This is a genomic window from Kitasatospora sp. NPDC097643 (assembly GCF_040302625.1).
Taxonomy (GTDB): Bacteria; Actinomycetota; Actinomycetes; order Streptomycetales; family Streptomycetaceae; genus Kitasatospora.
In genome coordinates this window covers 101513-117232 of sequence record NZ_JBEOSA010000007.1, presented here as the reverse complement: position 1 = coordinate 117232, position 15720 = coordinate 101513, and the positions used below count along the sequence as shown (strand labels likewise).

Below are 15720 nucleotides of genomic sequence, written 5' to 3'. Positions count from 1 at the left end.
GTCAGTTCCAGATGCCGGTGATGTCGGTGGCGGAGGCGGCGTTGCCGGCGTGGCTGCTCAGCCCGGCCAGGTCCTCCAGGGTGCGCAGCACGTCGTAGTGGTTGTAGGTGGCGGAGCTGCTGGAGCCCGGGGTGACGTGCTCGCCGTACAGCACGGTCGGGATGCGGTTGCCGGCCAGGCGGTTGTCCTCGTCGAAGGTGACGACGAGCAGGCTGTTGTGGGTCTTCGCCCAGTCCGCGTAGGCGCCCAGGTTGGACTTGAGCCAGGCGTCCCCGGTGCCGACCGAGCAGTCGTGCATGTCGTTGCAGAGGTCCGGCACGACGAAGGAGACCTTCGGGAGGGTGCTGAAGTCGCTCGGGAAGGCGTCCATCCCGAACGCGCTGTCGGTGGGCACGTTGCCGAAGCCGAACCAGGGGTTGTGCTTCTGCGCGTAGTCGCCGACCCGGCAGTCGGTGGCGCCCTGGGCGGGCAGGCCCTCGTTGTAGCTGGCCCAGCTCTGGCCGGCGGCGAGCAGTTCGGAGGCCAGGTTGGGCTCCTGGAGGGCGCCGACGTCCACGCAGCTGTCGTCGGTCACGCCCTGCGAGCTGCCGGAGAACAGCATGTAGTAGTTGGGCTGGCTGGGGTGGGTGAGCCCGTACGACTGGGTCAGCTTGGCGCCGCCGGCCACCAGCGTCTTGTTGATGTACGGGGCACTGGAGCTGCCGATGACCTGCGAGTACGCGTGGTTCTCCAGCATCACGACGACGACGTGGTCCGGCGCGGGCAGCGCCGGGACGGTGTCGGCGGCCGCGCTGCCGCCCGCGGCCCACAGGCCGAGCGAGCCGGCGACCAGGCCGAGTCCGGTGGCGAGGGCGGTGAGGGTACGGGGTCGTGCGAAGGCCATGAGGTCCTCCGTTGCGTCGGGGCTGCGGGGGCTACCGGGGTTGCCGGGGTTGCCGGGGCCGTGCGTGGGGGCTGCCGGGGGCTGGAGCGCCGAAAACAGTAGGATCGCCGCGGTGGCGCGGACGGCGCAACGCAGGTGAAGAACAGGCGAACAGCTAGGGAGCGGGGGATCGTGATCGGTCTGGTCTCACTCGACGGGTCGGCCCGCCCGCTCGCGAACGAGCTGCACGCCGCCTGGCCGGAGAGCAGCCGGGTCCACCACGCCTCGCGCGGCAACTGCTTCCAGGAGCCCGAGGCGATGTGGTTCGCCCTCGGCCGGTACGAGCAGGTGGTCGCCTTCGCGCCCCTCGCGACGGTCGTCTCGCTGATCGGCCGCCTGGACATCGACGTCCCGCGCGGCACCGCCCTGCTCTGCGTGGATCCGCAGCGGCGTTACGTGATCCCGCTGACCTGGCCGAGCACCGGCGCCGAGGAGCTGGCCCAGGAGGTGGCGGCCGTCCTCGGTGTCACTCCGGTGCTCACCGGCCCCGGGCCGCGGCCCGACGCCCCGGTCCGGCCCGACGTCACAGGCCGGTCCGACGCCCCAGGCCGGTCCGACGCGCCCGCGGACGCCCCGGTGCTGCGGATCATCGACCAGGAGGACCCGGGCGACAGCGACCTGCTGGTGTTCCCGCGCACGCTGGTGGTCGGGATCGGCGCGGGCAGCGGCACCGAGCCCGGCGAGGTGATGCGACTGCTGTCGGACACCCTGAAGGAGACCGGCCTCGCCCGCTCGTCGATCGCCCGGCTGGCGACGGTGACCGGCAAGGCCGACCATCCGGCGGTGCGCTGGGCGGCGTTCTGCCTCACCGGGGTGCCGGTGGACGAGCACCCGGCGCAGGCGCTGGCGGGTGTGCCGGTGCCGAACCCGTCCGCCGTGGTCGGTGCGGCCGTCGGCACCGCGAGCGTCGCCGAGGCGGCGGCGCTGGCGAGCGCCCCCGGCGGCGAACTCGTCGTCGCCAAGCGGAAGTCGGCGACGGCGACGGTCGCGATCGCGCGGGCGGCGCTGCGCGGACGACTCGCCCTGGTCGGCCTCGGGTCGGGCGAGCACGACCTGCTGGTGCCGCGCGCGCTGGCGGAGCTGCGGCGCGCCTCGGCGGTGGTCGGCACGACGGACGCGGTCGAGGCGGTCGCCGGACTGCTCCGGCCGGGGATCAGGCGGATCGCGACCGACGACGGCGTCGGGGCGGCCCTCGACCCCGTCGAGACGGCCGTCACCCTGGCCTCCCACGGGCACGCCGTCGCGCTGGTCGCCCTCGGCGACGGCTCCGTGCTGGACATGCCGCCGCCCGGGCCGTACGACGTCCACCGCGTGCCGGGGCTGCCCGACCGGCCGGCGGACGTACGCGCCGAGCTGCCCGTCGACGGGCAAGGAGACCCCGCGTGACCGCCGCCGAACCCGACCTCCGCCACCACGGCGACGCCGAGGTGCGCGCCGACGGGGTCGGCCTGGTCGACCTCGCCGTCAACGTGCGCACCGGCACGCCCCCGGGCTGGCTGCGCGAGCGACTCGCCGCGACCCTGGCCGACCTCGCCGCCTACCCCGACCAGACCGCCGCCCGGGCCGCCGTGGCCGAGCGGCACCAGCGGCCGGTGGCCGAGGTGCTGCTGACCTCGGGGGCCGCGGAGGCCTTCGTCCTGCTCGCACGCACCCTGACGCCACGTCACATCTCGGTCGTGCACCCGCAGTTCACCGAGCCCGAGGCGGCACTGCGGGACGCCGGGCACCAAGTGCACCGGGTCCTGCTGTCGGCGGCGGACGGCTTCCGGTTGAACGGATCCCGGCTGAACGGATCCCGGCCGGGCGGCTCCACGTCGGGCACCGGCTCCGACGCGGTCCCCGAGGAGGCGGACCTGGTCGTCCTCGGGAACCCGACCAACCCCACCTCCGTGCTGCACCCCGCCGAGGCCGTCGCCGCACTGGCCCGCCCCGGGCGGACCCTGGTGGTGGACGAGGCGTTCATGGACACCGTGCCGGGCGAGCGCGAGTCCCTCGCCGCCCGCCGCGACCTGCCCGGCCAGGTGGTCGTGCTGCGCAGCCTCACCAAGACCTGGGGCCTGGCCGGGCTCCGGATCGGCTACGTGCTCGGGCCCGCGCCGCTGATCGCCGCGCTCGCCGCCGCCCAGCCGCTCTGGCCGGTCTCCACCCCGGCCCTGGCCGCCGCCGAGGCGTGCAGCACCCCGGCGGCGCTGGCCGAGGCGGAGCAGGCCGCCGCCGAACTGGCGCTGTGGCGCGAGCACCTGCTGAAGGGGCTGGCCGCCTTCCCGTCGGTGCGGGTGCACGGGGAACCGGCCGCCTCCTTCGTGCTGATCCGGCTGCCGGGCGCGGCGGCCGTCCGGGAGCGGCTGCGCGGGCACGGCTTCGCCGTCCGGCGCGGGGACACCTTCCCGGGGCTGGGCGAGGAGTGGCTGCGGATCGCCGTCCGGGACGAGGAGACCACCGACCGCTTCCTGGACGCACTGGACGCCGTCCTCGACCCAAGCCTCGCCCCCGGCGTCAGTCCAGCCTGACCTCGTCCCCCACCCGGATCCGGCCCGGCACCAGCACCTGGGCGTACACACCCACGCAGGGCAGCGCCGGCAGGCCCGCCATCGGCACCACCCGGTTCCGCTCGGCCGGTATCCGTAGGGCGTCCGCGCGCCGGGGCAGCGGGCCGTGCCGCAGGGTGGGGACGGCGCAGCGCGGGGTCGGCACCAGGACGTTCAGCCGCAGCGTCGCCCCGATCGTCAACTCCCGCCCCACCCAGTCGTTCTCGACGAACCCCTCGCCCTCGGTGCGCAGCACCAGGTTCGGCCGGTAGCGCTCCGCCTCGACCTCGCTCTCCGCCCCGGCCGCGGCCAGCGAGGAGGTGGTGAGCAGGTGCAGCGGGGCGAAGTCGACGAACGAGCCGCCCGGCGTTCCGCGCCCCAACTCGACCACGGTGCCTTCGACTTCGGCCTCGATGCCGTGCGCCAGCACCTGCTCCGGCACCGACCGGTCGATGCTCGCGCCGGGCGGGCGCTCGGCGATCAGGCTGACCTTCCGGCCGAGCAGCTCGGACAGCCCGGCCTCGTCGATACATCGCCCGTCCGGCCCGGTGACGGCCACGCCGCCGTCCGCCGTGGCCGTCGCGGCGCAGTCGAGCAGGCCCGCCCAGAGCCTCGGGTTCTTGGCGCTGGCGACCTTCCCGGTGTCGAGGTCGAGCAGGGCCCGGGCGCGGTCCCGCTCCAAGCCGCCCCGGTCGACCTCGGCCTCCCGGAGGTCCTCCCCCAGCAGCGACTTCACCGGGTAGCGGCGCAACCGCTGCACCGTCGCGATCACACTCACTCGCCCTCCACCCGCCCGCCCCGCGCCTGCCCGTACTGCTCGTCCCGCTCGTCCGCCACGGACTCGCCCTCCACCGACTCGTCCTCCGCCCACTCGCGCAGCGCCGCGAAGTGCAGCTCCCGCAGGCCGAAGCGTGGGTCGACCCAGAGCAGCAGGGCCGGGGCGGGGTGGTTCGCCGCGATCCACTCGATGTCCTGCGGCCCGAGCTCGTCGTCCAGCCACACGAACGGGCGGCCGTCCGCCCAGGCGACCAAGTCCCTGGTCTTCCAGTGCAGGCCGTCCGGATCCGGCCGGAAGACCTCCGTCCAGCGGATGTACGGGAGTTCGGGCAGGCCGATGTTCGGGCCGATGAAGGTGTTCGCCTCGTCCATCCAGGTGGTCGCCCACACCAGTTCGTACGGCAGGGCGAGCAACTCCGGCCCGTGCAACGGGTTCAGCCACACCCGCAGCGGCGTGATCCGGCCGCCCCCGCGCTCCGCGGTCTGGCGGGCGACCCACGAGGCGGGCAGCATCCGGTGGGTGTCGTAGCCCTCGGGTCGGCGGGTGTCCGGTGCGGCGTAGGGGTTGAGCGGCCCGTCCACGTCGATCAGCAGCAGGGGGCGCGTCATGCCGTCACCGCCCACTCCCACAGGATCGCGAAGTCACTCGTGCGCAGGCCGAGTCGGGGGTTGACGTGCAGGGTGAGCGCGGGGCCCGGGTGGTGGGCGGCGATCCACTCGGTGTCCTGCGGGCCGAGTTCGTCGTCCACCCAGACGAACGGGCGGCCGTCCGCCCAGGCGACGACGTCCCTGGTCTTCCAGTGCAGGCCGTCCGGGTCCTCCCCGAAGAGGTCGGTCCACGGGATGTACGGGAGTTCGGGCAGGCCGAGGTTGGGGCCTATGTGGGTGTTCGCCTCGTCCATCCACCCGGTGGCCCACACCAGTTCGTACGGCAGGGCGAGCAGCTCCGTGCCGTGCTGCGGGTTCAGCCAGACCCGCAGCGGCTTGATCCGCCCGTCCCCGCGCTGCTCCTGCCGGTCCTTCCACCAGGTCGGGAGCACGCGGTAGGTGTCGTAGCCGTCCGGGCGCCGCTTCTCCGGCGCGGCAAAGGGGTTGAGTGGTCCGTCCACGTCGAGGAGGAGCAGGGGCTGCGTCATGCAGTGAATTCTCGGGTGAACGAACCGGGTTGACCACCGGTTTGCACTACCCCGCCGGTCGGCCCACCCCCGCCCGTTCCCCCGCGCACTACCCGACCGGTCGGCCCACCCCCGCCCGTTCCCCCACCCGTTCCCCCGCCCGTGCCCCCGGCCGGCGCCACAGGTTGCGGGCCGCCAGCAGCGGCAGGACGCCCTCGCCGAACCAGTACGCCTCCTCCAGGTGCGGCATGCCCGACAGCACGAACTCGTCGATGCCCAGCTCGTGGTACTCGGCGATCAGGTCGGCGACCTCCCGGTGGCTGCCCACCAGGGCCGTCCCGGCGCCGCCGCGCAGCAGCCCGATGCCGGCCCACAGCCCGGGGTACACCTCCAGCCGCTCGGCCGAGCCGCCGTGCAGCGCGAGCATCCGCCGCTGGCCCTCCGACTCGCTCTCGGCCAGCGCCCGTTGGGTCTGCCGCACGCGCTGCGGGTCCATCCCGGCGAGCAGCCGCTCGGTCTCCGCCCAGGCCTGCGCGGCGGTGTCCCGGGTGATCACGTGCAGCCGGATCCCGAAGCGGACCACCCGCCCCCGGGCGGCAGCCAGTTCACGGATCCAGCCGATCTTCTCCCGCACCTGGGCGGGCGGTTCGCCCCAGGTCAGGTAGACGTCGGCGTACCGCGCGGCGACGTCCCCGGCCGCCGGGGAGGAACCACCGAAGTACACCGCCGGCACCGGATCCGGCAGCCGGTTCAACTTCGCCCGCTCGACCCTCAGATGGGGCCCGTGGTGGTCGACGGTCTCCCCCGCCCAGAGCCGCCGGGTGATGTCCAGGAACTCCCCGGTCCGCGCGTACCGGGCGTCCTTGTCCAGGAAGTCCCCGTACGCGCGCTGCTCGGCCGACTCCCCACCGGTCACCACGTTGAGCAACAGCCGCCCGCCGGACTGCCGTTGGTAGGTCGCCGCCATCTGCGCGGCCAGCGTCGGACTGATCTGACCGGGCCGGAACGCCACCAGGTACTTCAGCCGCTCGGTCACCTGGGTCAGCATCGCCGTGGTCAGCCACGCGTCCTCGCACCACGCCCCGGTCGGCGTCAGTACCCCCTCGAACCCCAACTGTTCGGCGCTGCGGGCGATCTGCCCCAGGTACGCCACCCCCGGCGGCCGGTCCGCCCCGGCCACCCCGGGCGTCGAGCCGTGCCCACCCCCGACGATCTGCCGACTGTCACCGTTGGTGGGCAGGAACCAGTGGAACGTGAGAGACATGAAGACGCACTCCTGCGGCCGGATTCGCCAGTGAGAGGAACAGCGAGAGGAACAGCGACAGAGACAGCGGAACCCTCACCGGCAACACGCGGCCACGCCCACCCGCGCCAGATCCACGTGCAGTCGACGCACGAGGCAGCGGGAGGCGGCAGCAGTCATGCGAGCGATTATGCACGACGAAACGCCCGTCGGCCCTCCCCTCGAAGAAAAGGGGAGAGCCGACGGGCGTGATGAATCCGGTGTCCGGATCAGACCTGGCCGGCCTTCTCCAGGGCCTCGCAGCAGGTGTTGATCAGGAGGCGGGTGACGACGTAGGGGTCGACGTTGGCGTTCGGGCGACGGTCCTCGATGTAGCCCTTCTGCTCCACCTCGACCTGCCACGGGATGCGGACCGAGGCGCCGCGGTTGGAGACGCCGTAGCTGTAGACGTTCCACGGGGCGGTCTCGTGCTTGCCGGTCAGGCGGGACTGGATGTCGTCACCGTACTGGTTGACGTGCTCCAGGACCTTCTCCTGGGAGGCGCCGAGCGACTCGCAGGCGGTGATGATGGCCTCGTAGCCCTCACGCATGGCCTTGGTGGAGAAGTTGGTGTGCGCACCCGCACCGTTCCAGTCGCCACGGGCCGGCTTGGCGTCGAGGGTGGCGTCGATGCCGAACTCCTCGGCGGTGCGGTAGAGCAGGTAGCGGGCGATCCACAGGTCGTCCGAGACGGTCAGCGCGTCGACCGGGCCGATCTGGAACTCCCACTGGCCGGGCATGACCTCGGCGTTGATGCCGCAGATGGCCAGGCCGGCGTCGATGCAGCGGTCCAGGTGCAGCTCGACGATCTCGCGGCCGAAGACCTCCTCGGCGCCGACGCCGCAGTAGTAGCCGCCCTGCGGGGCCGGGTAGCCGCCCTCGGGGAAGCCGAGCGGGCGGGAGCCCTTGAAGAACGTGTACTCCTGCTCGATGCCGAAGATCGACTCCTGGGAGGCGTACTTCTCGGCGACCTCACGGAGCAGGGAGCGGGTGTTGGACTCGTGCGGGGTACCGTTCGTCTCCAGGACCTCGCAGAGGACCAGGATGTTGTCGCCACCGCGGATCGGGTCCTTGACGACCTTCACCGGCTCCAGAACGCGGTCCGAGGCGTGGCCCTCGGCCTGGTTGGTGGAGGAACCGTCGAAGCCCCAGGTGGGGATCTTGTCCGCGTTGGCCAGGACGCGAGTCTTGGAACGGAGCTTGGCGGTCGGCTTGGTGCCGTCGATCCAGATGTACTCGGCCTTGATTGCCACGGCGGTGTACCTCGCATTACTGGGTGGTGGGTGCCCGCGTAGCGTCGCAAGTCGCCGTTTCCCGGTTGTTCCTCTCGTGTAACGCCCATGTGAACCAACCGTCCGCGTCGGCACGGTCACGGTGCGGGAGTGCCGGGCGTGGCACTCCCGCACCACAGGGTGCCTCAGCGCCTCAGCACCTCAGTGCCTCAGTGCCTCAGTGCCGACGGGCGGCGTGCGCGGCCCGGCGGCGCCGGGTGCCCCACAGCGCGCAGGCGCCGCCCGCGACCAGGGCGGCGGCCCCGGCGGCCAGCGGGCCGGTGGCGCCGCTGGAACCGGTCGCGGCGAGGCCGCCGCCCGGGGCGGGCTGCCCGGCCGCCCCGGTGACGGCCCGCGCGGCCTGCGGGGCCTGGGCGGCGGCCCGGGCGGTGGTGTCGACGGCCGGCTGGACGGCGGGCGCGCCGGTGGTCGCCGTAACAGCCGACGTAACAGTCGGCGTAACGGTCGGGGTCGCCGTCGGGGCCTGGCTCTGCGGCGCGGCCGGCTTCTCACAGCTGACCGAGGCGACGGTGATCGTCCCGGTCACCTTGGCCACGTTGAGGTTCAGCGGGTTCACCGCGACCCGCACCTCCAGCGCCGAGGCCGCCGCCGTGCTGGAGGTGGTGGTCTTCTTGGAGAACTCCACCGACACGCTGCCGATCAACGGCACGTCGACGTTGGTCGGCCCGTACAGGCCCACGGTGACCGGCTTGCCGAGCACGGTCAGCCTGGCGGGGGCGACCACGTCGGCGGTCGGCTGCCCGTCGACCGGACAGGTCGCCTCGGCGCTCATCGCCTCCAGGCCGAGCAGCGCGGTGGCCGGCAGGCCCGGGGCGTGCACGTCGGCGTTGACCAACTGGACGGAGGCGGCGGTGCCCCTGGCGTCGGCGCGGGTCGTGGACTTGCCGAGGTCGGCCTTGACCAGGGTCACCGGGCCCGTCTGGTCCACGCCGTCCACCTTCGCGGTCAGCATCGAACCTTCGCGCTGCGCAGGCGTCTCCACCTTGTTCAGCGCGATGTTCACCGGCACGTCCACCGTCTTGTTCAACAGACTGACGTCCAGGTCGACTTCGACGGTGACGGCGCGGGCCTTGCCGGGGGACGGGGCCGACGAGGGGGCGGGCTCGGCGGCCTGGGCGGGCGCGACGGTGAGCAGGGTGCAGGCCGCGACGACGGCACTTGCGGAAACGATTCGGCGAGAAGACATGGTGGTACCCCCACACGACTGGAACGATGAGCCGCCAGTCTTCTCAAACGATGAGTCACATGAGCCACACGGAGCGTCATTTCACCCTTTGGAGTGAGATTGACGCTCCGAGCTGACCGGACTCTGCTACGGCAGCCGCCAGTCGACCGGCTGCGCCCCCTGCCGCACCAGCAGCTCGTTCGCCCGGGTGAACGGCCGCGAGCCGAAGAACCCGCCGTTGGCCGAGTACGGGCTCGGGTGCGCCGACTCGATCGCCGGCACCTCCCCCAGCAACGGCCGCAGGTTACGGGCGTCACGCCCCCACAGGATCGCCACCAGCGGGCCGCCGCGCGCCACCAGCGCCCGGATCGCCTGCTCGGTGACCTCCTCCCAGCCCTTGCCCCGGTGCGCGGCGGGCTTGCGCGGCGCGGTGGTCAGCGCGCGGTTGAGCAGGAGCACACCCTGCTGCGTCCAGGGGGTGAGGTCGCCATTGGACGGCTGCGGCAGGCCGAGGTCGTTGCCGTACTCCTGGAAGATGTTGATCAGGCTGGCCGGGATCGGCCGCACCTCCGCCCCCACCGAGAAGCTCAGCCCGACGGCGTGGCCGGGGGTCGGGTACGGGTCCTGCCCGACGATCAGCACCCGCACGTCGGCGAAGGGCTGCTGGAAGGCCCGCAGCACGTTCGGCCCGGAGGGCAGGTAGGTGCGGCCGGCGGCCAGCTCGGCGCGCAGGAAGTCGCCCATGGCGGCGACCCGCCCGGCGACCGGTTCCAGGGCGGTGGCCCAGCCGGGCTCGACGATCTCGTTCAGTGGACGCGGTGCCATGGTGGCCACCCTATCGGCCTACACCGACAGCGCGTTCAGCGGATGATCACGCGGTTGATCACCCGGATGGCCACGCCGACGACCACGCGGTTGATCACGCGACCAGCCCCCCGAACGCAGCCGCTCCGATCACCCCACCGGCCGCCCGCGCAGCACCACCAGCCGCGGGTCGGCGAGCACCCGGACGTCCGCCCGCGGATCCTCCTCGTACACCACGAAGTCGGCGGAAGCGCCCTCCTCCAGCCCCGGCCGGCCCAGCCACTCGCGCGCGCCCCAACTCGCCGCGGACAGCGCCTCGGCGGGGCTCAGCCCGGCCTTCACCAGCTCCGCCACCTCCTCGGCCACCAGCCCGTGCGCGAGCGAGCCGCCCGCGTCCGTGCCGACGAACACCGGGATGCCCGCATCGTGCGCGGCGCCCACCGTCGCGTACCGGCGCTCGTGCAGCCGCCGCATGTGGGCCGCCCAGGCCGGGAACTTGCCCTCGCCGCCCGCCGCCAGGTCCGGGAAGGTGGCGATGTTGACCAGCGTCGGGACGATGGCCACGCCGCGCTCGGCGAAGGCCGGGATCAGCTCCTCGGTCAGCCCGGTGGCGTGCTCGACGCAGTCGATGCCGGCCGCCAGCAGGTCGGGCAGCGACTCGGCGGCGAAGCAGTGCGCGGTGACCCGCGCGCCCTCCTCGTGCGCCGCCGCGATCGCCTCGGCGAGCGCGTCGCCGGGCCAGCAGGCGGTGAGGTCGCCGTGCTCGCGGTCGATCCAGTCGCCGACCAGCTTCACCCAGCCGTCGCCGCGCCGGGCCTCGGCCCGGACGTACGCGGCGAGGTCGCCGGGCTCGATCTCGTGCGCGTAGTTGCGGATGTAGCGGCGGGTGCGGGCGATGTGCCGCCCGGCCCGGATGATCCGGGGCAGGTCCTCGCGCTCGTCGATCCACCGGGTGTCGGCGGCCGAACCGGCGTCCCGGATCAGCAGGGTGCCGGCGTCGCGGTCGGTGAGCGCCTGCTTCTCGCTGGTCTCGGCGTCGACGGCGCCGTGCGCGTCCAGGCCGACGTGGCAGTGCGCGTCCACCAGGCCGGGCAGCACCCAGCCGGTCACCGTCCGGACGTCCGCGGCGCCGGGCGGGCGGGTGAAGCTCACCCGGCCGTCCACCACCCAGAGTTCGTCCCGGACGTCCTCCGGACCGACCAGCACCCGACCCCGGACGTGCAGCACCGCGCCATCGCTCATGGCCCGCACTCTACCGAGGCGGACGCTCCGGGTAAGCAGCGAAAGTACGGCAGACTCGTTGCCGTACCGACCACCCGCCGCACGAAAGGCCGATACAGACGTGAGCGAGCGAAGCGAGGTCACCATCGAGAGGTGCGCGTGGGCAAATGCCCTCGCCGAGCGAAGCGAGGCGGGCGCATGAGCCCCTTCCTCGACCTGCCCCCGCTGAGCGCCGCCGAGTTCGCGGCGATCGAGGACCAGGTGGCCGCGCTGCTGCACACCACCGCCGACGTGATCGTCACCCAGGGCGAGGCGCTGCTGCCGCTGGAGGCCGCGATCCGCGGCGCCGCCCACCCGGGCTCCACCGCGCTCAACATCGTCACCGGCCCGTACGGCCAGACCTTCGGCGGCTGGCTGCGCTCCTGCGGGGCGGAGGTCGTCGACCTCGCCGTGCCCTTCCACGGCGCGGTGAGCGCCGAGCAGGTCGCCGAGGCCCTGCGCGCGCACCCGGAGATCGACTTCGTCTCGCTCGTCCACGCCGAGGCGGCCACCGGCAACACCAACCCGGTCGCCGAGATCGCCGCCGTGGTCCGCGCGCACGGCGCGCTGCTGATGCTGGACGCGGTCGCCTCGGTGGCCGCCGAACCGCTGCTGACCGACGCGTGGGGCGTCGACCTGTGCGTCGTCGGCGGCCAGAAGGCGATGGGCGGCCCCGCCGGGGTCTCCGCGGTCTCCGTCTCCGAGCGCGCCTGGGCGCGGATCGCCGCCAACCCGGCCGCCCCGCGCCGCTCCTACCTGTCGCTGCTCGACTGGAAGGAGCGCTGGACGGACGCCGGGCGCGCGGTACTCCCGCACGCGCCCGCCCAGTTGGAGATGCTCGCGCTCGGCGCCTGCCTGGACCGGATCGCCGCAGACGGCCTGCCCGCCGTCATCGCCCGCCACCGCGCCGCCTCCGCCGCCACCCGCGCCGGGGTCCGCGCCCTGGGCACCCTCAGCCCCTTCGTCCGCGAGGACGCCCACGCCGCGCCGGTCGCCACCACCCTGCGCACCCCGGACGGCCTGCACGCCGCAGAGCTCGCCGCCCGCCTCGACCCGGCCCTGCCCGTCCAGCCCGGCGGCGGCGCGCTGGCCGCCTCGATGCTGCGGGTCAACCACTACGGGCCGGCGGCCTCGCTGGACACCGTCCGGGCCTGCCTCACCGGCCTCGCCACCGCGACCGCCGCCGATCCCGCCCCCGCCCTGGCCGCCGCCGGGGCCGCCTGGGCGGCGGCCGTCCAGGCGTAGGAACGCCGAGCGGCCCCCGGGAGGCGATCCCGGGGGCCGCTCGATGCCGCCGCTCAGTGCCCGCCCGCGTCCACCACCTCGACGCCGCGGATGTTCCGCTCGATCTCCTCCTTCGGCAGCGCGACCGCCAGCGCCCAGTAGTAGATCGCCAGGGCGAACACCGACACGACGAGCATGTCCCACCAGAGCGGCAGGTTCCCCTGGGCGCCCTCGCCGAAGGTGCCCTGCCAGGAGGTCAGGCCCATCCCGACCAGGTAGACCGGCAGCCACTGCCCGGCCTTGAAGTCCATCCGCGGCGCGTTCGGCACCCCCGTCGAGGCCGCGTACGCGGAGTACCCGCCGAGCAGCAGGTAGCCGATCAGGATCGCCAGGCCCAGCCGCCACAGGGTGTCCCAGCCGGACCAGTAGATGACCAGGCTCGCCACCACGAAGGCCAGCGGCGAGATGATCGTGCCGCCGGGCAGGTGGTACGACCGCTCCATCTCCGGCAGCCGCTTGCGCAGCACCCCGAAGGCCAGCGGCGCGCCCGCGTACATCAGCACCACCGCCGAGGTGATGAAGCCGACCAGCCGCTGCCAGCTCGGGAACGGCAGGAAGCAGATCACCCCGGCGATCCAGGCGATGAGCAGACCCAGCCAGGGCACCGAGTGCCGGGGGGTGGTGTACTGCAGGGTCGGCGGCGCGTAGCCGTTGCGGCTCAGGCCGTAGGTGACCCGGGAGCTGGAGGTGATGTAGACCAGGCCGGTGCCGGCGGGCGAGATGATCGCGTCGATGAAGAGGATGGTGGCCAGCCAGCCGAGGCCGATCAGCGTCGCGAGGCCCGCGAACGGTCCGCTGATGCCGGGGTAGGTGAGCTTGTCCCAGCCGCCGGCGAAGGTCGCGGGCGGCAGGGCGCCGATGAACACCACCTGAAGCATGACGTAGATGATCGTGCCGATCACCACCGATCCGAGCACCGCCCGGGGGATGTCCCGGCGGGGGTTGCGGCTCTCGCCCGCCCACTGGATGGCCTGCTCGAACCCGAGCAGCGCGAAGATCACCCCGCTGGTGCTGATCGCCGCGAGCACGCCCTTGGCACCGTCCGGCGCGAAGCCGTGCACGTTGAAGTTGGAGCCGTGGAACTCGGTGATCCCGAGGGCGAAGATGGCCAGGATCGGGACGGCGACCTTCCACACGGTGGCCACGCTGTTGGTGTGCGCGAGGAGCCGCACGCCGAGGAAGTTGATCGCCACGAAGACGCCGAGCAGGGCGGCCGCGACGAAGAACCCGGCGGTGGTCAGCGTCAGGTTCGGGTTCAGCAGACCGTCCGCCCAGGACCAGTGCTGGGCGTAGTTGATCATCGCCTGGACCTCGATCGGCGCGATGGTCGCCGCCTGGAGCCAGGTGAACCAGCCGAACGACATCCCCGCGAAGCCGCCGAAGGCGTAGTGCGGGTACCGCGCGGTGCCGCCGGCGACCGGGAAGAGCCCGCCCAGTTCGGCGTGCACCAGCGCCAGCAGGATGATCGCCACTGCGCCGACCCCCCAGGACACCAGCGCCGCCGGGCCGGCCGCCACCGCCGCCTTCTGCGCCCCGAACAGCCAGCCGGAGCCGATGATCGCCCCGACCGAGGCCCAGAGCAGCCCGACGACGCCGACCTCGCGTTTGAGTCCGGTGTGCCCCGAGGCAGCCGGGGTCTTCGTACTGGAATGAGCCATCGCCGAGTTCGCCTCTCACTGTCGGGGGAAAACCATCCCGACAGTGCCGCAGCACCGGCGCCGGAACGCACTGCGGCGCGCCCCCCTCACCCGAACGGCGGCACCGGCCGGGCCCCGGTCAGGTCCCGGGCTCCGCTCAGGACGGGACTTCGGCGGTGCGGCGGATCTCGCGGGCGTGGTCGGCGAGGGTCTCCGTGGTGACGGAGACCTGGTTGATGTTCTCGAAGTAGACGGCCCACATGCTGCCGTCGGACCAGGCGCAGAAGCTGGGGGTCTCCTTGAAGCCGGTCCTCTGCAGGTGGCCGCACTTCATGACGCCGCCGCGCTCGCCCGGATCGACCTCGTGCAGGTCGACGACCTCGGACCGCATTCCCTTGACCGCCTCGGAGACCAGGCCGTCGATCGCCGTGTCGGGCAGGAAGGAGGGCTGCTGGTGGACGGTCAGGACGACGGTCCGGGTACGGTCCTCGGACTGGTAGGCGTCGAACTTGAGGTTCGCGGTGGCGGCCGCCGGCAACTTGGGGGTCTTCTCCGGCGGGACGTGCGGCAGCCCCAGGAACTGCTGCGGCGGGCTGTAGCGGTACGCCCCGAACGCGGCGAGGTTGTCGGCGAAGACGACGAAGAACGTGGTGACGAGGGCGACCGCCACCGCTATCAGGCTCAGCCAGAGGCGGCGGAGGGAGCGCGGGGACGGCGGCGGCAGCGGGGTGGGCGGGCCGGGTGGGGTCATGTCCACCACGACGTCGCCGCCCGGGGTCTGATCTTGATCGAGCACCGGCATATCCGAGCAGGTCAGGGGCCCGGGCGCAAGGGGTTTGACGCTACGAAGGGACCTCGGCGAGCAGCCGGAAGGCGCGGACCCGGTCGGCCAGGGTGTCGGGGTCCACGGTGGCGCCGTGGATGCCCTCGGCCAGGCTGGCGATCATGCTGCCGTCCACCCAGACGCAGACGGTGACCTCGCCGCCGTCGAAGCCGGCCCGACCGCACTTCATCACGCCGCCTCGCTCGCCCGGATCGACCTCGTGCAGGTCGGTGAAGGCGAAGCCCTCCCGGCCGAGCCGGGCGACCGCGTCGTCGATCCGGGAGGACGGCAGGAAGACGTGCTGCTCGGCGACGTTCACGGAGGCCATCCGCTGCTCGTCCCGGCTCATGTAGCCGGTGTCCGTGACACCCGAGTCGGCGTTGGCCCGCGCCGTGCGCTTGGGGTGGGAGTACTCGGGGGCCAGCGGGAGGCCGTCGAACTCCTTGGGCGCGCTGTACCGGTACGCGCCGAGGGCGGCGAAGTTGTCGGCGAAGACCACGCCGAAGGTGGTGGCGCCGGCGACCGCGACGGCGGCGACGGTCAGCCAGAGGCGGCGGCGGGAGCGGGGGCGCGGCGGGGCGGGGGTGACGTCCACCAGGATGTCCACCGGGGAGCCGTCAACGGATTCCTGTTCGAGCACCGGCACATCCGAGCAGGTCTGAACCACTTTTCGCAAGATCCTTCCGGCCGCACCTCGGCGAAGCCCCCGCCACAGTTCCCCCGCTGTTCACCTGTCCGGCACGCGGACCTCACCCGGGCCCGGCAGGCTCCTGCGGCGTGGGTGAAGTTGGCTATACAACTTAACCTGGCATCGCCGCCGAGGAGGAGAAC

General features: G+C 73.2%; 15 protein-coding genes. 3 read left to right on the top strand and 12 right to left on the bottom strand.

Annotated elements, in window-relative coordinates; genetic code table 11:
* Position 1: 1 nt before the first annotated feature.
* The gene (locus ABTY15_RS07395) at positions 2-883 is read right to left on the bottom strand and encodes an alkaline phosphatase family protein (protein WP_350577527.1); all 882 of its coding nucleotides are present in this window, start codon (positions 881-883) and stop codon (positions 2-4) included.
* A 171-nt stretch (positions 884-1054) separates the two neighbouring features.
* Between ABTY15_RS07395 and ABTY15_RS07390 the strand changes: the two genes are divergently transcribed.
* Both ABTY15_RS07390 and cobC read left to right on the top strand, forming a co-directional pair.
* A complete protein-coding gene (locus ABTY15_RS07390) occupies positions 1055-2308 on the top strand; it encodes a cobalamin biosynthesis protein (protein ID WP_350577525.1) in 1254 nt (417 codons plus the stop codon).
* Positions 2305-3432: an Rv2231c family histidinol phosphate aminotransferase CobC gene (gene cobC, locus ABTY15_RS07385; RefSeq protein ID WP_350577521.1), complete on the top strand. Its 1128-nt coding sequence runs from the start codon at positions 2305-2307 to the stop codon at positions 3430-3432. The genes ABTY15_RS07390 and cobC overlap by 4 nt, the downstream gene beginning before the upstream one ends.
* On the opposite strand, the gene ABTY15_RS07380 is transcribed toward cobC, so the two are convergent.
* The 8 genes from ABTY15_RS07380 to ABTY15_RS07345 all read right to left on the bottom strand — a co-directional run bounded on the left by ABTY15_RS07380 (position 3419) and on the right by ABTY15_RS07345 (position 11127).
* Positions 3419-4228 (bottom strand): MOSC domain-containing protein, encoded by an 810-nt coding sequence (locus ABTY15_RS07380; protein WP_350577518.1) that lies wholly within the window; start codon positions 4226-4228, stop codon positions 3419-3421. The genes cobC and ABTY15_RS07380 overlap by 14 nt on opposite strands.
* Positions 4225-4836, bottom strand: coding sequence for a hypothetical protein (locus ABTY15_RS07375; RefSeq protein ID WP_350577515.1), 612 nt, complete (start codon positions 4834-4836; stop codon positions 4225-4227). Before ABTY15_RS07375 ends, ABTY15_RS07380 begins: the two co-directional genes overlap by 4 nt.
* Positions 4833-5363 carry a hypothetical protein gene (locus ABTY15_RS07370; RefSeq protein ID WP_350577513.1) on the bottom strand — a complete coding sequence of 177 codons (531 nt, stop codon included), beginning with the start codon at positions 5361-5363 and terminating at the stop codon, positions 4833-4835. Before ABTY15_RS07370 ends, ABTY15_RS07375 begins: the two co-directional genes overlap by 4 nt.
* Positions 5364-5451: 88 nt before the next feature.
* Complete coding sequence (locus ABTY15_RS07365; protein ID WP_350577507.1) at positions 5452-6606, bottom strand: LLM class flavin-dependent oxidoreductase; 1155 nt, start codon at positions 6604-6606, stop codon at positions 5452-5454.
* A gap of 248 nt (positions 6607-6854) precedes the next feature.
* Positions 6855-7877, bottom strand: a complete 1023-nt coding sequence (gene glnII, locus ABTY15_RS07360; protein ID WP_350577504.1) for a glutamine synthetase GlnII — start codon at positions 7875-7877, stop codon at positions 6855-6857.
* Positions 7878-8073: 196 nt separating this feature from the next.
* On the bottom strand, positions 8074-9102 hold the full coding sequence (locus ABTY15_RS07355; RefSeq protein WP_350577502.1) for an SCO1860 family LAETG-anchored protein: 1029 nt from the start codon (positions 9100-9102) through the stop codon (positions 8074-8076).
* 126 nt (positions 9103-9228) lie between these two features.
* Positions 9229-9906: a uracil-DNA glycosylase gene (locus ABTY15_RS07350; RefSeq protein ID WP_350577500.1), complete on the bottom strand. Its 678-nt coding sequence runs from the start codon at positions 9904-9906 to the stop codon at positions 9229-9231.
* Between the two features lie 129 nt (positions 9907-10035).
* Positions 10036-11127 carry an amidohydrolase family protein gene (locus tag ABTY15_RS07345; RefSeq protein WP_350577498.1) on the bottom strand — a complete coding sequence of 364 codons (1092 nt, stop codon included), beginning with the start codon at positions 11125-11127 and terminating at the stop codon, positions 10036-10038.
* Between the two features lie 177 nt (positions 11128-11304).
* Between ABTY15_RS07345 and ABTY15_RS07340 the strand changes: the two genes are divergently transcribed.
* Positions 11305-12390: a pyridoxal-phosphate-dependent aminotransferase family protein gene (locus ABTY15_RS07340; RefSeq protein ID WP_350577495.1), complete on the top strand. Its 1086-nt coding sequence runs from the start codon at positions 11305-11307 to the stop codon at positions 12388-12390.
* Between the two features lie 53 nt (positions 12391-12443).
* On the opposite strand, the gene ABTY15_RS07335 is transcribed toward ABTY15_RS07340, so the two are convergent.
* From ABTY15_RS07335 to ABTY15_RS07325, 3 genes are all read right to left on the bottom strand, one after another.
* The gene (locus tag ABTY15_RS07335; protein WP_350577492.1) at positions 12444-14087 is read right to left on the bottom strand and encodes an APC family permease; all 1644 of its coding nucleotides are present in this window, start codon (positions 14085-14087) and stop codon (positions 12444-12446) included.
* Between the two features lie 136 nt (positions 14088-14223).
* Positions 14224-14862, bottom strand: a complete 639-nt coding sequence (locus ABTY15_RS07330) for a hypothetical protein (RefSeq protein ID WP_350577489.1) — start codon at positions 14860-14862, stop codon at positions 14224-14226.
* A 46-nt stretch (positions 14863-14908) separates the two neighbouring features.
* The gene (locus tag ABTY15_RS07325; protein ID WP_350577485.1) at positions 14909-15529 is read right to left on the bottom strand and encodes a hypothetical protein; all 621 of its coding nucleotides are present in this window, start codon (positions 15527-15529) and stop codon (positions 14909-14911) included.
* Positions 15530-15720 lie beyond the last annotated feature (191 nt).